This is a genomic window from Idiomarina sp. ST20R2A10, assembly GCF_051842345.1.
Lineage (GTDB): Bacteria > Pseudomonadota > Gammaproteobacteria > Enterobacterales > Alteromonadaceae > Idiomarina > Idiomarina loihiensis.
Genome location: NZ_JBNIEY010000001.1, coordinates 458,882 through 478,731, shown reverse-complemented (window position 1 = coordinate 478,731; position 19,850 = coordinate 458,882). Strand labels below are relative to the sequence as shown.

20 protein-coding genes are annotated in these 19,850 nt (G+C 46.8%); 16 read left to right on the top strand and 4 right to left on the bottom strand.

The window, feature by feature from the left end; translation table 11 throughout:
* The first annotated feature begins 8 nt into the window (after nucleotides 1-8).
* The 13 genes from pspB to ACP7H9_RS02270 all read left to right on the top strand — a co-directional run bounded on the left by pspB (nucleotide 9) and on the right by ACP7H9_RS02270 (nucleotide 13,813).
* Nucleotides 9-251 carry an envelope stress response membrane protein PspB gene (gene pspB, locus ACP7H9_RS02330; RefSeq protein WP_011233982.1) on the top strand — a complete coding sequence of 81 codons (243 nt, stop codon included), beginning with the start codon at nucleotides 9-11 and terminating at the stop codon, nucleotides 249-251.
* Nucleotides 248-631 (top strand): envelope stress response membrane protein PspC, encoded by a 384-nt coding sequence (gene pspC, locus ACP7H9_RS02325; RefSeq protein ID WP_034820668.1) that lies wholly within the window; start codon nucleotides 248-250, stop codon nucleotides 629-631. Before pspB ends, pspC begins: the two co-directional genes overlap by 4 nt.
* Nucleotides 628-2,001 carry a YcjX family protein gene (locus ACP7H9_RS02320; protein ID WP_114981387.1) on the top strand — a complete coding sequence of 458 codons (1,374 nt, stop codon included), beginning with the start codon at nucleotides 628-630 and terminating at the stop codon, nucleotides 1,999-2,001. The genes pspC and ACP7H9_RS02320 overlap by 4 nt, the downstream gene beginning before the upstream one ends.
* On the top strand, nucleotides 1,998-2,987 hold the full coding sequence (locus ACP7H9_RS02315; RefSeq protein WP_439222146.1) for a YcjF family protein: 990 nt from the start codon (nucleotides 1,998-2,000) through the stop codon (nucleotides 2,985-2,987). Before ACP7H9_RS02320 ends, ACP7H9_RS02315 begins: the two co-directional genes overlap by 4 nt.
* Nucleotides 2,988-3,094: 107 nt before the next feature.
* A complete protein-coding gene (locus ACP7H9_RS02310; RefSeq protein ID WP_011233978.1) occupies nucleotides 3,095-4,321 on the top strand; it encodes a trans-sulfuration enzyme family protein in 1,227 nt (408 codons plus the stop codon).
* A gap of 69 nt (nucleotides 4,322-4,390) precedes the next feature.
* On the top strand, nucleotides 4,391-5,185 hold the full coding sequence (gene phhA / locus ACP7H9_RS02305; protein WP_011233977.1) for a phenylalanine 4-monooxygenase: 795 nt from the start codon (nucleotides 4,391-4,393) through the stop codon (nucleotides 5,183-5,185).
* A 19-nt stretch (nucleotides 5,186-5,204) separates the two neighbouring features.
* Entirely contained in the window at nucleotides 5,205-5,546 is a 342-nt protein-coding gene (locus ACP7H9_RS02300) for a 4a-hydroxytetrahydrobiopterin dehydratase (RefSeq protein WP_034820683.1), read from the top strand.
* A gap of 115 nt (nucleotides 5,547-5,661) precedes the next feature.
* Nucleotides 5,662-7,242: a transcriptional regulator TyrR gene (tyrR, locus tag ACP7H9_RS02295; RefSeq protein ID WP_439222145.1), complete on the top strand. Its 1,581-nt coding sequence runs from the start codon at nucleotides 5,662-5,664 to the stop codon at nucleotides 7,240-7,242.
* Nucleotides 7,243-7,432: 190 nt separating this feature from the next.
* Complete coding sequence (gene hppD, locus ACP7H9_RS02290) at nucleotides 7,433-8,506, top strand: 4-hydroxyphenylpyruvate dioxygenase (protein ID WP_110014026.1); 1,074 nt, start codon at nucleotides 7,433-7,435, stop codon at nucleotides 8,504-8,506.
* On the top strand, nucleotides 8,499-9,629 hold the full coding sequence (locus ACP7H9_RS02285; protein ID WP_011233973.1) for a homogentisate 1,2-dioxygenase: 1,131 nt from the start codon (nucleotides 8,499-8,501) through the stop codon (nucleotides 9,627-9,629). The genes hppD and ACP7H9_RS02285 overlap by 8 nt, the downstream gene beginning before the upstream one ends.
* Before the next feature lie 6 nt (nucleotides 9,630-9,635).
* Complete coding sequence (locus tag ACP7H9_RS02280) at nucleotides 9,636-10,661, top strand: fumarylacetoacetate hydrolase family protein (protein ID WP_114981386.1); 1,026 nt, start codon at nucleotides 9,636-9,638, stop codon at nucleotides 10,659-10,661.
* On the top strand, nucleotides 10,661-11,299 hold the full coding sequence (gene maiA / locus ACP7H9_RS02275; protein WP_110014025.1) for a maleylacetoacetate isomerase: 639 nt from the start codon (nucleotides 10,661-10,663) through the stop codon (nucleotides 11,297-11,299). The genes ACP7H9_RS02280 and maiA overlap by 1 nt, the downstream gene beginning before the upstream one ends.
* 30 nt (nucleotides 11,300-11,329) lie before the next feature.
* Entirely contained in the window at nucleotides 11,330-13,813 is a 2,484-nt protein-coding gene (locus tag ACP7H9_RS02270) for a prolyl oligopeptidase family serine peptidase (RefSeq protein WP_439222144.1), read from the top strand.
* Between the two features lie 8 nt (nucleotides 13,814-13,821).
* On the opposite strand, the gene rrtA is transcribed toward ACP7H9_RS02270, so the two are convergent.
* Nucleotides 13,822-14,391: a rhombosortase gene (gene rrtA / locus ACP7H9_RS02265; RefSeq protein WP_110014023.1), complete on the bottom strand. Its 570-nt coding sequence runs from the start codon at nucleotides 14,389-14,391 to the stop codon at nucleotides 13,822-13,824.
* 77 nt (nucleotides 14,392-14,468) lie between these two features.
* Between rrtA and ggt the strand changes: the two genes are divergently transcribed.
* Both ggt and ACP7H9_RS02255 read left to right on the top strand, forming a co-directional pair.
* Entirely contained in the window at nucleotides 14,469-16,208 is a 1,740-nt protein-coding gene (gene ggt, locus ACP7H9_RS02260) for a gamma-glutamyltransferase (RefSeq protein ID WP_110014022.1), read from the top strand.
* 6 nt (nucleotides 16,209-16,214) lie between these two features.
* Nucleotides 16,215-16,655 carry a hypothetical protein gene (locus ACP7H9_RS02255; protein WP_114981384.1) on the top strand — a complete coding sequence of 147 codons (441 nt, stop codon included), beginning with the start codon at nucleotides 16,215-16,217 and terminating at the stop codon, nucleotides 16,653-16,655.
* A 5-nt stretch (nucleotides 16,656-16,660) separates the two neighbouring features.
* Here ACP7H9_RS02255 and ACP7H9_RS02250 read toward each other — a convergent pair whose 3' ends face one another.
* On the bottom strand, nucleotides 16,661-17,029 hold the full coding sequence (locus ACP7H9_RS02250; protein ID WP_011233966.1) for a histidine triad nucleotide-binding protein: 369 nt from the start codon (nucleotides 17,027-17,029) through the stop codon (nucleotides 16,661-16,663).
* A 61-nt stretch (nucleotides 17,030-17,090) separates the two neighbouring features.
* Nucleotides 17,091-17,402, bottom strand: a complete 312-nt coding sequence (hspQ, locus tag ACP7H9_RS02245; RefSeq protein ID WP_011233965.1) for a heat shock protein HspQ — start codon at nucleotides 17,400-17,402, stop codon at nucleotides 17,091-17,093.
* Nucleotides 17,403-17,500: 98 nt separating this feature from the next.
* Between hspQ and ACP7H9_RS02240 the strand changes: the two genes are divergently transcribed.
* Complete coding sequence (locus ACP7H9_RS02240; protein ID WP_011233964.1) at nucleotides 17,501-17,803, top strand: PilZ domain-containing protein; 303 nt, start codon at nucleotides 17,501-17,503, stop codon at nucleotides 17,801-17,803.
* A gap of 12 nt (nucleotides 17,804-17,815) precedes the next feature.
* Here ACP7H9_RS02240 and metG read toward each other — a convergent pair whose 3' ends face one another.
* Complete coding sequence (metG, locus tag ACP7H9_RS02235; protein WP_114981383.1) at nucleotides 17,816-19,849, bottom strand: methionine--tRNA ligase; 2,034 nt, start codon at nucleotides 19,847-19,849, stop codon at nucleotides 17,816-17,818.
* Nucleotide 19,850: the final 1 nt, after the last annotated feature.

Genomic DNA, 19,850 nt, shown 5'->3' with positions numbered 1-19,850 from the left:
TTAAAAAAATGGATATTGAAGCAATACTAGGGATGTTGATGGCGCCGATTATTTTGTTTGTCATTATAGTCGCGCCTATCTGGATCATCCTTCATTACCGCAGTAAACGACAAATGAATCAGGGATTGAACGAGGAAGAAAGGGAATCTTTAGCGTTACTGGCGAATCAGGCAAAACGCATCCGTGAGCGTGTACAGACACTGGAACGTATTCTGGATGCTGACGCTCCGGGCTGGAGGGACAGACAATGAGCGAGAGAAGACCCAAACGAGAACTGCGTCGTGACTCAGAGCGAGGAAAAATTGCAGGTGTTTGTGCTGGTATTGCAGATTACCTGAATCTGGAACCCTGGCTAATACGAGTGGCCTTTGTTACTGGAGTGATTTTTACTAACGGCTCTTTCTTTGTACTTTATATCGCCGGTTGGTTAATTCTGGATAAAAAGCTACCGAATACTGAGCGTCATAATGTTGATGTAAAGACTAAGGTCTGGCAGGGCGGAGAACCGCCGCGTGAAGCTTTTCGCGACATAAAGCGAGAGTTTGATGAACTGGAGCAACAGTTGCAATCAATGGAAAAGTACGTAACCTCAAATCACTATAATCTTCAACGAGAATTTAATCGTCTGTGAGCCGTTTTCAAAAGCTACAACACCAAACCCGCGACGTTATTCATCGCGGGTTTGATCGTCATATACGCCTGGCTGTAACGGGGTTAAGTGGAGCGGGAAAAACCGCGTTAATCACCGGTTTACTTGAGCAGCTTTTATATGCGAACGAAACCCAGCAATTGCCTTATTTTAAAGTGAAGCAACAACAGCGTCTTAATGGTTGTCGTTTGCACACCAGTAGTAACTGGCAAGTCTCGCGTTTTGACTACGAAGGGGCAATAGACTGTTTAACCGGAGATGTGCCCCGGTGGCCGCAGTCGACACGCGATGTGAGTGAAATACGTGTCGAAATAAAATATAAGCCGCATCGAGGCTTAGCCGGGCGAGTGCTCGACACTCGTCGCTTAACCCTGGATTTAATTGATTATCCGGGCGAATGGCTGCTGGATTTGCCGTTATTAAAACTGAGCTATGACGAGTGGAGTCAGCAACAGCAGCGCTTACTGAAAGCTGAGTTACGACATCAACTGGCCGATAGCTGGTTGATTAAGGTCCAGACGGCCGCAAACGCCGCGTCAGAGGATAAAGCTGAGCAGCAGATACGTGAACTGGCATCGGGTTATCGCACTTTTTTACGTCAGTGCCGGGAGCAAAAATTATTATTGTTGCAACCCGGAAGAATGGTGTTACCCGGAGAGCTTGAGGGAGCTCCGGCGCTGGAGTTTTTCCCCTGGCCGTTGTCACAACCAGTACCCGATGCCTGGGCGAAACGTTTGCGCGAGAAATACCGCTACTATCAACAGCATGTGGTGACTCCGTTTTATCAAAAATACTTTAAGCACTTTAATCGGCAGGTTGTGTTAGTTGATGTCCTGCAGGCGTTGCAGAATGGTGAGCATCATTTTGCGGAATTGCAGTTGGCAATAAATGAACTGATGAAGAGCTTTTCGTATGGCAATAACAGTTTGCTTAAACGATTGATGTCGCCGGTTATTGATAAAGTCGCGCTGGTTGCGACAAAAGCCGACAGCATTGCCCCACAAGATCATCAAAAACTGACGGATTTACTGCGTGTTATGACGCAGAAGCAGCGTCAGGAGCTGCAGTTTGATCAAATACCGCACCAGGTATTTAGCGTTGCGGGCATTGCCACCAGTCAAATTAAGAAATTAAGTAACGGCACGACAGTTCTGGACGGTATTAATGAAAACCGTGAGTTTGTCCGGGTTGGTGCACCAGAGGTACCAGATGCCATACCAACGGCTGCGGACTGGCAACAAGGCTATATTTATCCGCAATTTTATCCCGGCTTCACCGCGCAGAATTCACCTCTGCCGCATATCCGGCTGGATCAGCTACTTGAATACGTTCTGGGAGATAAACTCAAATGAGTGATCCGCGCAAATTAACTTACTATTCGGTGGATGAACCGGCAGTTGAAGTTTCTAATATCGATAATATTCCTGAACAAGCCGGACATGAATCGGGAGCCGCACAAGCCGCTGCGAACTCCAAGCCTGGTCGCTGGGGTAAGTGGCTGGCACTGGGTTTAGTGGTTGCTTTATCGGCCGCTGTTATCGAATCGGTGTTGATGGTTATTGAGCGTTTTCAACAAAACATATTTTTAGGCAGTTTGTGGGCGGTTGGTTTTGGTGTTATTGCGTTGGCATTATTGAGCTTTATGGTGCGTGAAATCTGGTTGCTGCAAAAGTTGAAACGGCGCTGGAAAAGACAGTCTGAAGATCCCAAACCGGAGCAACAGTTACAGCTTCTGCAACATCCGGATTTAAAACATCGCTGGCAGCAAATCAAACAACCGTATTGGTCTGCGGATGAAGAACGCGAACGTTTTGAAGTGGACGTCTTAAGCCGTATAGACCAGCAGGCTACCCGTATTACAAGTCGCTGGTCGGCAGAAGCCGCCGCCATGGTGGCAGTGAGCCCCTTCGCCTTGTTGGATATGCTTATCGTTATGTGGCGTAACCAGCGCATGATATCGCGTATTGCCGAGTTGTACGGCGTAAAACTGGGGTATTGGGCCAGAGTTCGCTTATGGCGTCAGGTGTTTGCCAATATTGTTTACGCAGGGCTAAGCGAAGTTGCGGTTGATTTAGGTGCTCAGTGGGTTAGCGCCGAGCTATTAACGCGTTTATCAACCCGGGCCGGACAGGGTTTAGGGGCTGGTTTGCTCACCGCCAGGCTGGGCTACCAAGTGATTGAATTATGTCGACCCATGCCGTTCGAGAAGGTTAAAAAGCCGGGCTATTTAAAACTGCAAAAAGACTTACTAAGCCAGCTAAAGAGCGTTTTACCTTTTATTTATAAATCGCGTCAGGCAAAGGCTACAGCCACATCTGAGCAGAAAGTGGAAAACTAGCGTTACAGTTGTTTATAGGTTTGACACAGCGCAAAGATTGCCAACTAAGGTAAGCTCGTTGCACTCTGTTGCTCGTTAACAAATTTCTGACAAACGAGCCAAAACGCATGTCTTCTGATTTAAAACCACATAATAATAAATGGCAGCCAGCGACTCAGGTAATTCATGCCGGAGCCGCGCATGATGACCCTCATGGCGCGTTAACCGCGCCACTTTATCAGACCTCGACTTTTCGGTTTTCTTCTGCGGAGCAGGGCACTCGCCGCTTTGCCGGCGAGGAAGAAGGCTATATTTACAGCCGTTTAGGTAACCCGACAACAGCAGAACTGGAGCGCCGGATGGCGTCGCTTGAAGGTTATGAAGCTGCTGCTGCGGCAGCGACCGGGATGGGTGCTATTGCGGCTGCTACTATGGCTTTTGTGCGCAGCGGTGATCATATTGTGGTATCAGATGCCATTTACGGTTGCAGTTTTGCATTGTTCAGTGAGTTGTTTGAGCGCTTCGGCGTCGAAGCCGACTTTATTGATTTAAACAACGAAGGCCTGTTGAAAGAAACCCTGCGTGAGAATACCCGCTTAGTTTTTCTGGAAACCCCGGCTAACCCGCACCTGAAAGTGGTTGATATCGAAAAAGTTCATGCGGTAATTGCTGACTCAGATATTCGTCTGGTGGTGGATAATACCTTTATGACGCCACTGATGCAGCAGCCCAAACGACATGGTGCCGATATTGTTGTGCACAGTGCAACTAAGTTCCTCAATGGTCATGGTGACGTGGTCGCCGGCATTATTTGTGGCAGTGACGACGATATTAACACCATTAAAAGTACAACCTTAAAGGATATGGGCGCCACCATCAGTCCACATGACGCCTGGCTTATACTGCGTGGTCTGAAAACCCTGGATGTGCGCATGCAGCGCCACTGTGAAAACGCCGATGCGGTTTACGATTTTCTGGCCGCGCGGCAGGATATAAAAAAGATTTACTACCCCGGAGCTCCTGACCACGAGGCACAAGCTTTAATGGGTAAACAGATGAGCCGTAACGGGGCGGTTATTGCTTTTGAACTGGAAGGCGATGAAGCGAAAGCACGTTACTTTCTGAATCAATTGCGGATGATAGCTCTGGCAGTGAGTCTGGGCGATGCTGAAACTCTCATTCAGCACCCGGCGTCAATGACGCATTCCCCGTATACGCCGGAGGCTCGTCTTAAGGCGGGGATTTCGGATACATTGATCCGAATTGCGGTAGGCTTAGAAGCAGCAGACGATATTATTGCGGATCTTGAACAGGCGCTGGAGGCCTGCCGTGTGCAGTGGCAGAAGTCCGCGTAATTCTGCGAAAGATGAACTAATAATAACAAAAACGATCAAACATTAATGAGGAAGCAACAAGGCTGAATTATGGGTAAACAAAGTCAATACGTATCAAGGCAACCGGATGAAAACGGTATTATTCAGTGGAGTGACGAAGAAAATCAGGTCTGGAAGGATTTGGTCGAACGTCAGTTGGAATGCATACCGGGTAAAGCTTGCGATGAGTATATGAAGGGACTGGAGTTACTCGACTTGCCGAAGGATCGCTTGCCACAAATGCATGAAATTAATAATGTGCTGGAGAGAGAGACAGGCTGGCAAGTTGCAGCAGTTCCAGCGTTAATTCCATTTGACGAGTTTTTTCGCCTACTGGCAAACAAGCAGTTTCCGGTAGCAACCTTTATTCGCACACGGGAAGAGTTTGATTACTTGCAGGAACCTGATATTTTTCACGAAATATTCGGACACTGCCCGCTATTAACCAACCCGGCGTTTGCGCATTTTACTCACCAATACGGTAAATTGGGTTATGCAGCCACACCCAAAGAACGGGTCTATCTGGCTCGCCTGTACTGGTTTACTGTAGAGTTCGGGTTATTGAAAACCGAAGAGGGTATCCGAATTTATGGTGGCGGTATTTTATCGTCTCCGGCTGAAACGGAATACGCCGTTAACAGCGATACGCCAGAGCGCAAACCACTGAAAGCGTTAGATGCGCTACGTACACCGTACCGAATTGATATTATTCAACCTATCTACTACACCATAGAGAGTGTGGACGAGCTGTTTAAGATATCCGATATGGATATCATGTCGCTGGTTCATGAAGCTATGGAGCTAGGGTTGTTTGAGCCAAAATTTCCACCAAAAGATGCAGCTTAAGGCAAAGGAGTATTAAAAAATGTCAAACTTGGAAAATGCACGTTGTGAAGCGTGTCATGCAGACGCGCCACAAGTCAGCGATGAAGAGCTGAAAGAGCTGATGCGTGAGATACCTGACTGGACGCCGGTGACAAACGACAACGTTATGATGTTGCAGCGCGAATTTAAGTTTAAAAACTTTAAGCAGGCGCTGGCTTTTACTAACCGAGTAGGTGACCTTGCTGAGGAAGAAAAACATCACCCTGAGCTGGTGACTGAATGGGGCAAAGTAACGGTTACCTGGTGGACTCACGCCATTAACGGTTTGCATAAAAATGACTTTATTATGGCTGCAAAAACCGACAGTGTACTTGACGCTTAGCCAGCTTTGTCGATGAACTGCATGGAACCCCGGTCTATTGGCCGGGGTTTTTGTTTTTTAAGCGGGAACAATAGTGTATTATTTGCTTTACATTTAGTTCAATGCAGTAGGGTTTATGCGACTTGAGATAACTTGTGATGACCGTCTGGGTATCTGTCAGGATGTTCTGCAAATTTTGCGAGACCACGAAATTGATTTACGTGGCATTGAAGTCGATCCTAAAGGAAAAATCTTCCTAAATTTTCCTGAATTAGCCTTCGATGACTTTCGGCATTTGATGCCTCAGATTCGTCGCATTCCCAATATTATTGACGTAAAAACCATTCCTTACATGCCGTTTGAACGCGAGCATTATGAATTTAGTTTGCTGTTAAGTACCTTGCCGGACCCGGTTCTTTCTATTGATAGCAAAGGTCATATCGACATTATCAATGACGCCGGCTTACGTTTATTAGCGGGTCAGGAAGACAGCCTTAAAGGTGAGCCGCTTATGCAGTATGTGCATGGCATCTCGCTACAACGCTGGCTGGATAAAAAGCCCCGTGACCCTATTTACGAGGCCGTGACCATAGGCAATTCAGAGTACTACGCTCAATTATTGCCTATCTGGGTTAACGACGAAGAAGGCAGTACGGCGTTTGCCGGCGCGGTAATGACTTGTAAGTCAGAGCCCGTAACAGCAACCTGGCAGAGTCAGGACAATGAAAAAGCCTTTGAGCGCCTGCTGACCGATAACAGCACTATGAAACGCGTTATTAAAGATGCGCAGCGTATGGCAGAGCTTGACGCGCCGCTGTTAATTGAAGGTGAAACGGGTGTCGGTAAAGAGCTGTTGGCAAAAGCCTGTCATTTAGCCAGCCAGCGTCAGGACAAACCCTTTCTGGCAATAAATTGTGCGGCATTACCAGACAATGTTGCTGAGAGCGAACTTTTTGGTCATGGTGAAGGCAGTATAAGCAGCCAGAGCACTCGTAAAACCGGAGTCCTGGAACAATCTGCCGGGGGCACAGTATTACTGGACTCAGTCAGTGAAATGTCTATTGGCCTGCAGGCAAAATTATTACGCTTTTTAGAAGACGGTGTGTTTCGCCGCATTGGCGAAGAGCAGGAAGTGAGCGTAGACGTGCGAGTTATTTGCACTGCTCAGGGTAACCTATACGAACTCGTTGAAAACGGCGAATTTCGCGAAGACTTGTATTATCGGCTTAACGTTTTGGCACTGAATGTCCCGCCACTGCGTGAACGCAAAAGCGATATTTTGTTGTTGGCAGAGCATTTTGTTACTCAGGCTTGTAAGAAGCTCGGGCGCAGTCAGGTAAGTTTAAGCCGGGCCGCAAAAGAGCGACTCAAGAGTTATCAATGGCCGGGTAATGTGCGCCAGTTGGAAAACACCATGTTCCGCTCGGTTTCAATGATAGAAGGTTATACACTGGAGCCCGCCGATATCCGTTTGCCTGAGTTAAATCAGGAAGATGATCAACTAGCACTGGATATCGACGATATGAGTCTGGACGATGCGGTACGCCGTTTTGAAAGCCACGTATTACGCCGTTTATATCCTAGCTTCCCCAGTACACGTCAATTGGCAAAACGCTTAGGGCTTTCCCATACTGCAGTGGCTAATAAATTACGCGATTATGGCATTGGTAAGCAACGCAGTGGTCGTGCCCGTAAAGCAGAACAGACAAAAAAGTAGTCTTGTAACAAAAGCTTTACAAGTTAAACAGGCTGTACCTTGATCCAGAGCAAGTGTTCAGCCTGTACATTAAACTTTACGTTTTAACGTTAACTTCAGCAATTTGCTATCTTCTCCTCTTATTCGCCTTTTCCCCACAACTACCGCTACAGTCATGGTGTTAACAACCGAATAATAAGAGGAAGTAACCATGACAGATAAAATGATTAATCCGTTAAATACAGACGGTTTTGAGTTCGTTGAGTATACCGCTCCGGACCAGAAAGGCATTGATGCTTTAAAAGACTTGTTCGATAAACTGGGTTTCACTGAAGTGGCTAAGCACAAGAGCAAGCAGGCCTGGTTGTACAAACAGAACGACATTAATTTCATTATTAACGCTGAACCGGGCGGGCAGGCTGAAGAGTTTGCGAAAGACCATGGTCCAAGTGTTTGTGGTATGGCTTGGCGTGTCGAAGATTCGGCTCATGCATTGAAGCACTCACTTGATAACGGTGCCAAAGCTTTTCCTGCTGATAAAGGCGTTGTTGAAGGTGTTCCGGCAGTTTTTGGTATTGGCGAAAGTGCGTTGTATTTTGTCGACAACTACGAAAACCATGAAATTTATAAGCAGCATTTCGACTTCTATGAAAACTGGGAAGCGAAAATGAGCGAGCACGCCGCTGGTCTGTTTGAAATAGACCATCTGACGCACAACGTATTCCGTGGCAACATGGATACTTGGGCTGGCTTCTATGAGCGCATTGGTAACTTCCGTGAAATTCGTTACTTCGACATTGAAGGCAAACTGACAGGCTTGTTAAGCCGCGCTATGACAGCGCCTTGCGGTAAGATCCGTATTCCAATTAACGAATCTCACGATGACAAATCGCAAATTGAAGAGTACTTAAAAGAGTACAAAGGCGAGGGTATTCAGCACATTGCTTTAACCAGTGACAATATCTACAAAACCGTAAAAGACCTGCGTTCTATTGGTATGGACTTCATGGATACGCCGGAAACTTACTACGAGAAAGTGAATGACCGCGTTGAAGGGCATCAGGAAGATTTAGACGCACTACGTGAACAGCGTATTCTAATCGACGGTGCGCCAATGAAAGATGGCATTTTACTGCAAATCTTTACTCAAACCGTAATTGGTCCGGTGTTCTTTGAAATCATTCAGCGTAAAGGCAACGAAGGTTTCGGCGAAGGTAACTTCAAAGCGCTATTCGAAAGCATTGAAGAAGATCAGATCCGCCGGGGAGTGTTAAGCGATGCGTAAATGGATCAGCTTTCCGAAACAGGTGGGCAAGTCATCTCGACAGGCCCACGCTGATTTTCCGGAGCAAGCCATTTATGAACGTGAAGCTGGTCGTAGTGGCTTTTTCGGTCCGGCCACGCATTTTCACCATCAGCATGCTCCGACCGGTTGGTCGGAGTGGCGTGGGCCTCTGCGCCCACGGGCTTTCGATTTTAACAAGCTAGAAGCCATAGCTCCGGAAAACCCCTGGTTAACGCCTGACTTATTGCACAATAATAACTGCCGTTTTCGCTTGTGGCATTGCCATAGCAAAATGGATTATTTAGTGCGTAATGCCGACGGCGATGACTTGCTCTTTGTTCATGAAGGCAGTGGTCATCTGCATTGTGATTACGGGCATATTCACCTGGTGAAAGGGGACTACTTTTTAATTCCCCGCTCTACTAACTGGCGTCTTGAGCCTGATGAAACCATGCAGTTGTTGATGATTGAAGCAACAAATGGCTCTTATAGCTTGCCGGAAAAAGGTCTGGTGGGTAATCATGCTATTTTCGATCCGGCAGTGCTGGATACACCGGATATCGATGAGGCGTTTCAGGCGCAATACAGCGAAGAACAGTGGCAGGTGTATGTAAAACGTCATCAGCAGGTGTCGGTTATCACTTACCCTTATAACCCGCTGGATGCGATAGGCTGGCACGGTGAGTTAGCTCCGGTTCGTCTGAATTGGCGTGATATCCGGCCGTTAATGAGCCATCGTTATCATTTGCCGCCTTCAGCGCATACAACTTTTGTTGCTGATCGTTTTGTGGTCTGCACTTTTGTTCCGCGTCCTATCGAGTCAGATCCGGGCGCATTGAAGGTGCCTTTCTACCACAATAATGATGATTACGACGAAGTGCTGTTCTATCACGAAGGTGACTTTTTCAGTCGTGATAATATCGACCGCGGTATGGTAACCTTCCATCCGGCAGGATTTACTCATGGCCCACACCCGAAAGCGTTTAAAGCCGGGCGTGAGCATAAAAAGAAATTCACAGACGAAGTTGCGGTTATGCTTGATACCCGCGATGCCTTGCAAGCAAGTGATGAGGCTTTAGCGGTTGAAAACCCGGACTACGTCTACAGTTGGCAGGAGAAATAACAACTTATGAAACTCGCCACATACAGAAATGGTACTCGTGACGGTCAGTTAATGGTCGTCAGCAGGAATTTAAATGCAGCAGTAGCGGTTCCTGCTATTGCGTCTTGCATGCAAGAGTTGCTCGACAACTGGGACGGCATTGCACCTAAGCTCGAAAAAATCTATCAGCAGCTTAACGACAGCGACGTGGATGGCAGTATCCAGTTCGATGAAGCTTTATGTGAGTCGCCTCTACCTCGTGCGTATCAGTGGGCTGATGGCAGTGCCTATGTAAACCACGTTGAATTAGTTCGGCGTGCACGTGGTGCCGAGATGCCACCGAGCTTCTGGGAAGATCCTTTAATGTACCAGGGCGGTTCTGATGATTTCTTAGCGCCTTACGACGATATTGAAATGGGCAGCACTGAATGGGGCATCGACTTTGAAGGCGAAATTGCCATTATTACTGACGATGTTCCAATGGGTATTGATGCTAAGACCGCCGGGCAGCACATTAAGTTATTGATGCTGGTTAATGACGTTTCATTGCGCGGGCTTATTCCGGGCGAGCTGGGCAAAGGTTTTGGCTTTTTCCAGAGTAAACCATCCTCAGCTTTTTCGCCGGTCGCGGTAACACCAGATGAACTGGGCGACGCGTGGAAAGCCAACAAGGTGCATTTGCCACTATTGTCAGAGTACAACGGTAAAGCTTTTGGTAAACCTAATGCCGGTGAAGATATGACCTTTGACTTTGGCCAGTTGGTTGCTCATGCAGCGAAGACTCGTCATTTAGGGGCTGGTGCTATTATTGGCTCGGGTACAGTTTCCAATAAACAGGGAACTGACCACGGAACCTCTATTGAAGAAGGTGGTGTTGGCTACAGCTGTATTGCCGAAGTGCGTATGATTGAAACCATTCGTGATGGCAAGCCGGCGACGCAGTTTATGCAATTTGGTGACACCATCAAAATGGAAATGAAAGATGATGGTGGCCAGTCAATATTCGGCACCATTAACCAAAAAGTTGTTCAATACGAAGGTCCTGAAAAGTGATGAAACTTTACGGCTACTGGCGCTCAAGCGCCAGTTACCGGGTTCGTATTGCGTTAAACCTCAAAGGACTGGCGTACGAGTACGAACCGGTGCATTTAGTAAAAGACGGCGGACAACAGCACAGTGAGGCTTATCGAAAGCTTAATCCTGCGCGTTTGGTTCCTACTTTTTTAGATGGCGACGTTAGATTAAATCAGTCCTTAGCCATTATTGAGTATCTGGAAGAGTGTTATCCAAAGAAACCTTTATTGCCCTCCGCTCCAGCTGACAAAGCCAGAGTCAGAGCCTTGGCTTATGATTTAGCCTGCGAACTGCAACCTGTTACAAATTTACGAGTCCTACAGTACTTAACCGGTGAGCTGAATTGCAGTGACGAACAACGCTCAGCCTGGATAGCTAACTGGGTAGAACGAAGTTTTACCGCATTTGAACAGCGGCTTACCGAGTATGCAGGTGATTATTGCTATGGTAATTCGGTAACATTGGCTGATATCTGTTTGATACCTCAGGTATACAATGCACAACGCTTTAATTTGGACTTAACGGCATATCCAACTTTAATGGCGGTGCATGAACGTTTGCAGGCGCTTGACGCAGTGCAACAGGCTCGGCCTGAAAATCAAGCGGATGCACAGTAATCCAGGGATCCTAAAAAGGAAAATAATAATATGGTGAAGTCACGTCTGGTGATGGCCATTGGGGCGGCATTGTTTGTCGCCTCTTGCGCATCAACCTCTCCTCAGAATACGAATACTGCTGACACGCAGAAAAACACACCGACCTTACAAGCTAACTCTCTTGCCAGTGCGCAGGGAACCGCCGATCTCACCATGGAACAAATTATGGCTGATCCGGACTGGATGGGACGTTTCCCGGAGCAGGCTTTCTGGAGTATGGATGGTGAGGACATTCTTTTTTATCAAAAGCGCGAAGGCAGCGACATTCGTGACTTAATGATGCTGGAAAATGGTGCCGGTGAACCACAGAAAGTGGCTATAGAAAACCTGCATCAGTACGTTGCCGATGAAAAAGTGCATGCAGCGGATGACAGCTTTTTAGCTTATACCTTTGAAGGCAATATTTTTGTTCGTTTTAATGACGGCAGTCTCCGTCAATTAACCCGTGACGATGCTCGCCAGCATAATCTGCAGCCTATGACCAATGGGCAGTTGAGCTACCAACAAGATAATAACTTTTTTGTTATTGATGTGAACTCGGGGTTAAGCCGCCAGGTTGCTTCATTAGCTTTTAAAGAAAAAACTAAGGCAAACGAAGAACCGAAGGATTACCTTGCTCGTGAAGAACAAGAGTTAATTCAGTTTGTGCAAAAAGAGCGTAAGGCATCGGAAGAACGTTTTGCTCAGCGTTCCAATTTACATGCGCAAAACTCAACCTTAGCGCCTAAGCCTTTCTACTTACCTGAAAATAAAGAGTTGGTGTCGGCCAGTTTGTCACCAAAAGGCGACTTTTTGCTGGTGGCTATTACTGAGCCGCAAAGCTGGCGTGATGAAGGCGATATTATGCCAAACTACATCAGTGAAGACGGCCGCGTAAAAAGTGAGAACGTGCGTCGCCGTGTTGCTGATGCCAAGCCTGTTGAACACCAATTGGTTTTACTCAATTTAAGCGACGGCAGCCAGTCGACGCTAACCTACAACACGTTACCAGGCTGGAATGAAGATGTTTTGGCAGAAGTGAAGCGCGAAAATCTTGAGGCAGAAGGCGAAAGCTACACCTCTGAAGAGAAGCCGCGCCCAATAACTCTGATGTCCGACTGGGGTTGGGATAACGGTGCTATTCAGTGGAACGCTGAAGGAACTGAAGTTGCGGTGATGCTGGAAGCCTGGGATAACAAAGATCGCTGGCTTGCTACTGTTGATACTGCCGGTAAAAAACTGATTTCTCAAGACCGCTTACACGACGATGCATGGATCAATTACACTCACAACGAGTTTGGTTGGTTAAACAGCAGTGAGTTGTGGTTCATGTCCGAGGCTGATGGTTATTCACAGTTGTATGCGACGAGCATTGATGGCAGTACGCGCCAGTTAACTAAAGGTCATTATGTTGTCGAGTCTGCCGACTTAAATCGTAGCGGAGACTATCTGTATTTTCAGGCGAACATTGAACATCCTGGTATTTACGAAGTGTACCGGGTGAAAACCCATGGTAGCGGCGAACCGGAAGCTTTGACTGACCTTGATGGTATGACCGCATTTGAGCTCAGCCCTGAAAGTGACGAGCTGTTGCTGACTCATTCAACACCGTTAATGCCACCTGAGCTTTATCATAAAGCTGTAGGCTCATCTCAAACAGCGAAGCGCCTGACACATACGGTTTCGGAGAAGTTCCTGAGTATTGACTGGACTGCGCCGGAACTGGTCGGGGTTGAGTCTTCTCATGTTGATGAGCCTATTTATACCCGCATCTATAAGCCTGAAGGTTTTGATGAAAACAGAACCGAAGAATATCCTGCGGTTGTGTTCATTCACGGTGCCGGCTATTTGCAAAACGCGCACATGGGCTGGTCAGGGTATTTCCGCGAGTTTATGTTCCACAGCTTACTGAATAAAAATGGCTATGTGGTTGCAGACCTCGACTACCGCGGTTCAAAAGGTTACGGACGCGACTGGCGTACCGCTATTTATCGTCAAATGGGAACGCCGGAAGTTGAAGACCTGGTCGACGTTGCTACTTACTTAGAAAGTGACTTGAACGTTGATGGCGACAAGTTAGGAACCTATGGCGGTTCTTATGGTGGCTTTTTGACTTTTATGGCCTTGTTTAAAGAGCCAGGTTTATTTGAGGCTGGTTCTGCTTTGCGTCCGGTGACTGACTGGGCACATTATAACACCAGTTATACCTCAAACATTCTGAATTTGCCGCAGGACGATGCTATTGCGTATCGTCGCAGTTCCCCTATCTACTTTGCTGAGGGGTTAGAAGATGCGCTGCTTATCAACTCTCCGATGGTTGATGACAATGTGTTCTTTCAGGACAGTGTTCGCCTTGTGCAGCGTTTAATTGAGCTGAAGAAAGAAGACTGGGAAACGGCAATTTATCCGGTGGAACCGCACGGTTTCCGTCAGCCTGAAAGTTGGCTGAACGAATACCGTCGGATTTTTAAGTTGTTTGAAGAAAACCTGAAGTAAAGCGAACTTTACTTATCGAAGGGAACGGCGTCACTAATGCGGCGCCGTTCTAATTTATAAAGCAATAATGAGCTCACTAAACCTGCCGCGTGAATGTAGCTGACATGCTCGCCAACAAAGTGATCCGGCTGCCAGCCAAGTAACTCGGCAACGACCTTTGCCACAAGTGCAATTAGAATAAGCAACATCCATTTTTTACCCGCACGAATGTCCTTAATTAAGCAATAAGCAAGCAGTCCGTGTAACACACCAGATAAACCGACAAAGCTTAAATTAACCGGCATAATCCAGAGCATTAGAGAGGTTGCAACACCGCTTATCAGCAGAGCGTTTATTAGCCACCGAGTGCTCCAGTATTCACGCCAAATGAGAACAATGAGCGCCAGCCCAATGAAGTTAAACAACGCATGCCACCAGTCTAAATGAATAAAGTGGGCGCTAATCAATGGCCAGCCTTCAGCCATAACTGTTTCTGAGTTAAAAGTCAGTAACGAGTGCCACTGAGGCATCAGTTGTAAAAAAATGGATAAAATCAGAACAAGGGCAAGCCCTGCCCAGTATTGATTAAACCTCTCCATTCGTTTTCCTTTTCGTTGCGTCATTGGTTTCTGATTCGTATGATAGGGGAAATTCCTCCCAATATGAATGAGGCCTTATGAAGTTCTGGCTACCGACAATAATTGCAGCAAGCGTATTAACTGCCTGTACGCCTGCATCCGAACAAGAAACGCGTGAACCGGAAGCCGCAACTGGCTTTGTTGAGAAGAGTGCGGTAACTGCCGATAACTTTATGGTGGCTGCAGCAAACCCGCACGCTGTTGACGCTGGCTATCAGGTTTTAAAACGTGGTGGTTCTGCAGTTGATGCCGCTATTGCTGTACAGGCTATGCTCGGGCTGGTTGAACCTCAGTCATCGGGGCCGGGGGGCGGTGCGTTTATTCTGTATTGGGATAACGAAGAGAATAAACTATACAGCATAGATGCGCGTGAGACTGCTCCTATGGACGCTACTGAGTCTTTGTTTCTGGATGAAGAAGGTAATGCGCCTAAGTGGATTGACGCCGTAGTCGGTGGCCGTTCAGTCGGGACACCGGGAGTCATTCGCGGCCTGGAATTAGCTCATAAACGTTGGGGCAAAGCGGATTGGTCGTCACTTTTCAGTCAAACTATTGAACTTTCAAAAGAGGGTTTTGAAGTATCTCCGCGACTGGCCAAGCTGGTTGAGATGGAGATTAACCCTGGTGTGAAAAAAATGCCTGAAGCCAGCGACTACTTTTTCCCTAACGGAGAGCCATTGAAAGCGGGGTCCATTCTCAAGAACCCTGACTATGCAAAGAGCTTAAGTCTTATTGCTGAGCAGGGGGCTGATGCATTTTATCAGGGGGAACTGGCAGCAAAGATTGTGGATGCGGTACAAAACAGCCCTATCGAGCCAGGCGCATTAAGTCTTAAAGATTTAAGCCAATACAAAGCCAAACTGCGCGAACCAGTATGCAGCGCATATCGACAATATCAAGTCTGTGGCATGGGACCTCCAAGTTCTGGGGGGATTACAACACTGCAAACACTAGGCGTGCTGGAAAACTTTGAGTTAGGTGAGCTTGAACCTAATTCAGAACAATTCGTTCATTTGTTTACTCAGGCGTCACGCATGGCTTATGCCGACAGGAACCAATGGATTGCGGATCCTGATTTTGTAGAGATGCCAGTTGAAGCCATGCTGGACAAAACTTACTTGTCGAGCCGGGCAGATAAAATTACCGAAAATGACATGGGCAAGGCAAAACCGGGAGTTCAGTTACAGCCCGAGTATGAGCAGGATATTGCTTATGAACTGCCAAATACCAGCCATGTTTCAATAGTCGACGCCGAAGGTAATGTATTGTCTATGACCACCAGTATTGAAATGGGTTTCGGCTCAACAGTCATGGCCGGCGGTTTCTTGTTAAACAACCAATTAACGGACTTTTCTCTGGCGCCGGGCGATGGCAAAGAAAAGTATGCGAACAGAGTTGAGGCGGGTAAACGCCCCCGTAGTTCAATGGATCCCATTATTGTACTGGACGAGAAGGGAGAACAAGTTTTGCACGCGTTAGGTTCCCCCGGCGGCAGCCGAATTATTAATTATGTCAGCCAGACATTAGTTGGCATGCTGGACTGGAACCTAAACGTCCAGCAAGCTATCAATCTTGGTCACGTAACTAACCGTAATGATTATACCTCGCTGGAAAAAGGTCGGGACATAAGTGAACTCAAAGCAGATTTAGAGAAGCGCGGACATGACGTTAAAGTTATTGATTTAAACAGTGGCTTACACGGAGTTAGCATTGATTCAGACGGCACTCTTATTGGCGGTGCTGACCCACGTCGCGAAGGTGTGGCAAAAGGAGAATAGCAGGCGATGAAAATTATAAAACTGTTGATTTTGGCTTGCGCTGTAGTGACGTTATCTGCGTGTGGAGACGACGAGCCGATAAATTATGCACAAGCCCAGCCGGAAGAAGTTATCCAGGGTTTTTATGACTCAATTTATAAAGACGGAGACTTAGAGCAGGCGAAACAGCTGTCTTCAGAGCGTATGGCTGACTTAATTGATCATTATGGTGCGGTTAGTGCGGTTCAGAGGTACGTTCTTGGCCGCTATTTTGAAACCGTTGAAATTGAAGTGGAAACCAACTCTTTTACCGATTACTTAAATAATTCGGAAGATTTACGAGTAACGGTCATTTTTGACGGCTATCACAACGGTGAAAGAGCGAAGGACAGCCGTGATGTGGTACTGATTAAAAGGGACGATGCCTGGGTCGTTGATAAAATTCTTGATACCCGGTATCGCCCTTAATTGCTTTACGCTTCTTTTTTCTTATCAGTATAAGGTGGCCAGCCCATTTGTTTTCCAGCCAGCATGTGCAGATGAATGTGATACACCGTCTGGCCACCATACTCATTACAGTTCATGACTAACCGGTAACCGTCTTGTGAAAAATTATGTTCCGCTGCTAATTTAGCTGCAACCACATACAAGTGACCAACCAAACCGGCGTTGTCTTCATTAATGTCGTTTGCTGTCGCAATAGGTTGTTTGGGAATGATCAAACAGTGGAACGGGGCTTGTGGATTTATATCTTTAAACGCAAGCGCTTTGTCATCTTCGTAGATAATGTCCGCAGGGATGTCACGGTTAATAATTTTTGTGAAAATCGTTTCTTCTGCCATTGTCTTACCCTTATTACGCTATTTTAGTCTATGGTAACTATAGCATTGGGCATCGGCAAATTCAGTTGAGGTTTTCGGACAGCTTATATTGGCTGGCGGATTTTCCCGAAAACAAAAGGTCAACCATTGGGTGTTGAATTGCCTGCTCTGAAAAGTCGGCTTCTAAGCTGCTTTCACTGACATAAGTCTGAATTGACGAGTTGTTAACTAAAATATGGTACCACGGCTGATCTTTGGCCGGTTTAGAGGTTGCCATTTTATTGTACCAGCTGTCAGATAGCGTGAAGCACGGGTCAGCATCAATAATCACGCCACGGTAACCGTAAAGGCTGTGTGTGATAAGTTGACCAATTGAAAACTTCGCTTCTACCATGATGACGGTTCCATGTTATCCGATAATGTTTTTTTATCGGCTAAGGCGTGCTAAAACTTAAGTAAGATTTACACTTAATATACAAATAAGAGGACAACATGCTGGAATCCCCGGAAAATCGAAATTTCATGCGAATGGCAGTCAATGCGGATGTAAAGGTTACTCTTAAAAATGAAAAGGGAGAGCAGCAGTTACAGGGGATTTGTCTGGATTTAAGTGCGGTTGGTTTATCTTTGCAATTACCTGAAAACGCAGAAATTGGCGATAGCTTATTTGCGGAAATTGGCTCGTCTGGTTCCATAGCCCCGTTGAAAGTTACCGCTGAAGTTGTTCGCAGTCAGAGACTGGAAGACAACAGCGGCGACTTTATTCTGGGGTGTCGTATTATATCAATGGACTAGTTGCCCGATTGATTACATTATTCTCATACCGGGTTTGGCGCCATCGTGCGGGTTCAGAATGTAGATTTCATCTTTACCCGGGCCTGCTGCAAGCACCATGCCTTCAGATAAACCAAAGCGCATTTTTCGAGGTGCCAAGTTCGCAACCATAACGGTTAATTGACCTTTCAATGCTTCCGGATCATAAGCTGATTTAATGCCGGCAAATACCTGACGAGTTTCACCGCCAAGATCCAATGTCAGTTTCAATAACTTATCAGCACCTTCGACGTGCTCAGCATTTGCTATGCGGGCAACGCGTAAATCAACTTTAGCAAAATCGTCAAAACTGATTTCATCGGCAATGGGTTCTTTCTTCAATTCGTCATTGATTTCCACAGCCGGAGCTTGTGAAGCTTGCTCTTCTTTTGATGCGTCAATCATGGCGTTTACGTCATCCATTTCAACGCGCTGCATGAGCGCTTTGAATTTATCTATCGGGTGGTCTGTTAAAGCCGTTTTGTGGCTGTCCCAGGTGAAGTTGTCGTTTAAGAAGCTCTGCACTTCTTCGGTCAGTTTTGGTACAACTGGCGCTAAATACACCATTAACACTCGGAATAGATTGATACCCAACGAGCAAATTTCATGAACTTCCTGCTCGCTGCCTTCCTGCTTAATTAACTGCCAGGGTTCTTTATCAGCAATGTACTGGTTCGCACGATCAGCCAACGCCATAATGTCGCGCATGGCACGTGAGAACTCTCGTTTTTCATAAAGCTCAGCGATGTTGTCACCGGCCAGCTGAAAGTCTTCTAACAGTGCTGAGTCAGCTACGTTAGATGAAAGTCTTCCATCGAACTTTTTCTGAATAAAACCGGCGCAGCGGCTGGCAATATTAATCACCTTGCCAACAAGGTCTGAATTGACCCGTTGTGCGAAGTCGGTCAGATTCAGATCTAAATCGTCAATACGGCTTGTCAGTTTGGCTGCAAAGTAATAACGCAGATATTCCGGGTCAAGATGCTCAAGGTAGGTACGAGCCTTAATGAATGTCCCTTTCGATTTGGACATTTTAGTCCCGTTAACCGTAATAAAACCATGTGCCCAGACATTGGTTGGTTGACGGAAATCGGCACCTTTTAACATGGCAGGCCAGAATAAGCTGTGGAAGTAGATAATGTCCTTGCCAATAAAGTGATAAAGCTCGGCTTCGCTGTCAGCTTGCCAATAAGTGTCCCAGTCTGCTTTGCCTGTGGTTGAGCAATAGTTTTTAAAACTGCTCATGTAGCCTATAGGCGCATCCAGCCATACGTAGAAGTATTTATTTTCGGTGCCGGGAATTTTAAAGCCAAAGTAGGGCGCGTCGCGAGAAATGTCCCACCGTTGCAAGCCTTGTTCAAACCATTCGTTGAGCTTGTTCGCCATTTCATTTTGCAATGAGCCAGAGCGCGTCCAGCTTTTTAGCATGTCACCAAATGCAGGCAGGTCGAAAAAGTAATGTTCAGACTCACGCAGCTCGGGTTCTGCGCCAGAAACCACCGACTTGGGGTTTTTCAGGTCGGTTGGTGCGTATGTTGCACCACAAACATCGCAGTTGTCGCCGTACTGGTCTTCTGCGCCGCAATCCGGACACTCGCCTTTAACGAAGCGATCGGGCAGGAACATCTCTTTTTGCGGGTCATACAGCTGTTCAATGACTTTGGTTTTAATATGTCCGGCTTTATCAAGACGCGTGTAGATAGTCTCAGCCAACTCACGGTTTTCGTCACTGTGCGTGCTGTAGTAGTGGTCAAAACCGACTAAAAAGTCACTAAAATCGGATTCATGCGAGCGTTGCATGTCGCCAATCATCTGTTCAGGCGTTATACCAAGCTGCTGGGCTTTCAGCATAATCGGTGTGCCATGCGCATCGTCAGCACAGACGAAGTGGCATTCGTTACCGCGCAGCTTCTGAAAGCGTACCCAGATATCGGCCTGAATATAGCCCAACATGTGACCGATATGGATAGGGCCGTTTGCGTAAGGCAGTGCGTTAGTAACCAGTATTTTACGTGCGGATTGGCTCATG

What these genes read in the sequence shown, in the direction of transcription:
- pspB (WP_011233982.1), top strand. Translation starts at nt 9, where the DNA reads ATGGATATTGAAGCAATACTAGGGATGTTGATGGCGCCGATTATTTTG.
- pspC (WP_034820668.1), top strand. Translation starts at nt 248, where the DNA reads ATGAGCGAGAGAAGACCCAAACGAGAACTGCGTCGTGACTCAGAGCGA.
- ACP7H9_RS02315 (WP_439222146.1), top strand. Translation starts at nt 1,998, where the DNA reads ATGAGTGATCCGCGCAAATTAACTTACTATTCGGTGGATGAACCGGCA.
- ACP7H9_RS02310 (WP_011233978.1), top strand. Translation starts at nt 3,095, where the DNA reads ATGTCTTCTGATTTAAAACCACATAATAATAAATGGCAGCCAGCGACT.
- phhA (WP_011233977.1), top strand. Translation starts at nt 4,391, where the DNA reads ATGGGTAAACAAAGTCAATACGTATCAAGGCAACCGGATGAAAACGGT.
- ACP7H9_RS02300 (WP_034820683.1), top strand. Translation starts at nt 5,205, where the DNA reads ATGTCAAACTTGGAAAATGCACGTTGTGAAGCGTGTCATGCAGACGCG.
- tyrR (WP_439222145.1), top strand. Translation starts at nt 5,662, where the DNA reads ATGCGACTTGAGATAACTTGTGATGACCGTCTGGGTATCTGTCAGGAT.
- hppD (WP_110014026.1), top strand. Translation starts at nt 7,433, where the DNA reads ATGACAGATAAAATGATTAATCCGTTAAATACAGACGGTTTTGAGTTC.
- ACP7H9_RS02285 (WP_011233973.1), top strand. Translation starts at nt 8,499, where the DNA reads ATGCGTAAATGGATCAGCTTTCCGAAACAGGTGGGCAAGTCATCTCGA.
- ACP7H9_RS02280 (WP_114981386.1), top strand. Translation starts at nt 9,636, where the DNA reads ATGAAACTCGCCACATACAGAAATGGTACTCGTGACGGTCAGTTAATG.
- maiA (WP_110014025.1), top strand. Translation starts at nt 10,661, where the DNA reads ATGAAACTTTACGGCTACTGGCGCTCAAGCGCCAGTTACCGGGTTCGT.
- ACP7H9_RS02270 (WP_439222144.1), top strand. Translation starts at nt 11,330, where the DNA reads ATGGTGAAGTCACGTCTGGTGATGGCCATTGGGGCGGCATTGTTTGTC.
- rrtA (WP_110014023.1), bottom strand. Translation starts at nt 14,391, where the DNA reads ATGGAGAGGTTTAATCAATACTGGGCAGGGCTTGCCCTTGTTCTGATT.
- ggt (WP_110014022.1), top strand. Translation starts at nt 14,469, where the DNA reads ATGAAGTTCTGGCTACCGACAATAATTGCAGCAAGCGTATTAACTGCC.
- ACP7H9_RS02255 (WP_114981384.1), top strand. Translation starts at nt 16,215, where the DNA reads ATGAAAATTATAAAACTGTTGATTTTGGCTTGCGCTGTAGTGACGTTA.
- ACP7H9_RS02250 (WP_011233966.1), bottom strand. Translation starts at nt 17,029, where the DNA reads ATGGCAGAAGAAACGATTTTCACAAAAATTATTAACCGTGACATCCCT.
- hspQ (WP_011233965.1), bottom strand. Translation starts at nt 17,402, where the DNA reads ATGGTAGAAGCGAAGTTTTCAATTGGTCAACTTATCACACACAGCCTT.
- ACP7H9_RS02240 (WP_011233964.1), top strand. Translation starts at nt 17,501, where the DNA reads ATGCTGGAATCCCCGGAAAATCGAAATTTCATGCGAATGGCAGTCAAT.
- metG (WP_114981383.1), bottom strand. Translation starts at nt 19,849, where the DNA reads ATGAGCCAATCCGCACGTAAAATACTGGTTACTAACGCACTGCCTTAC.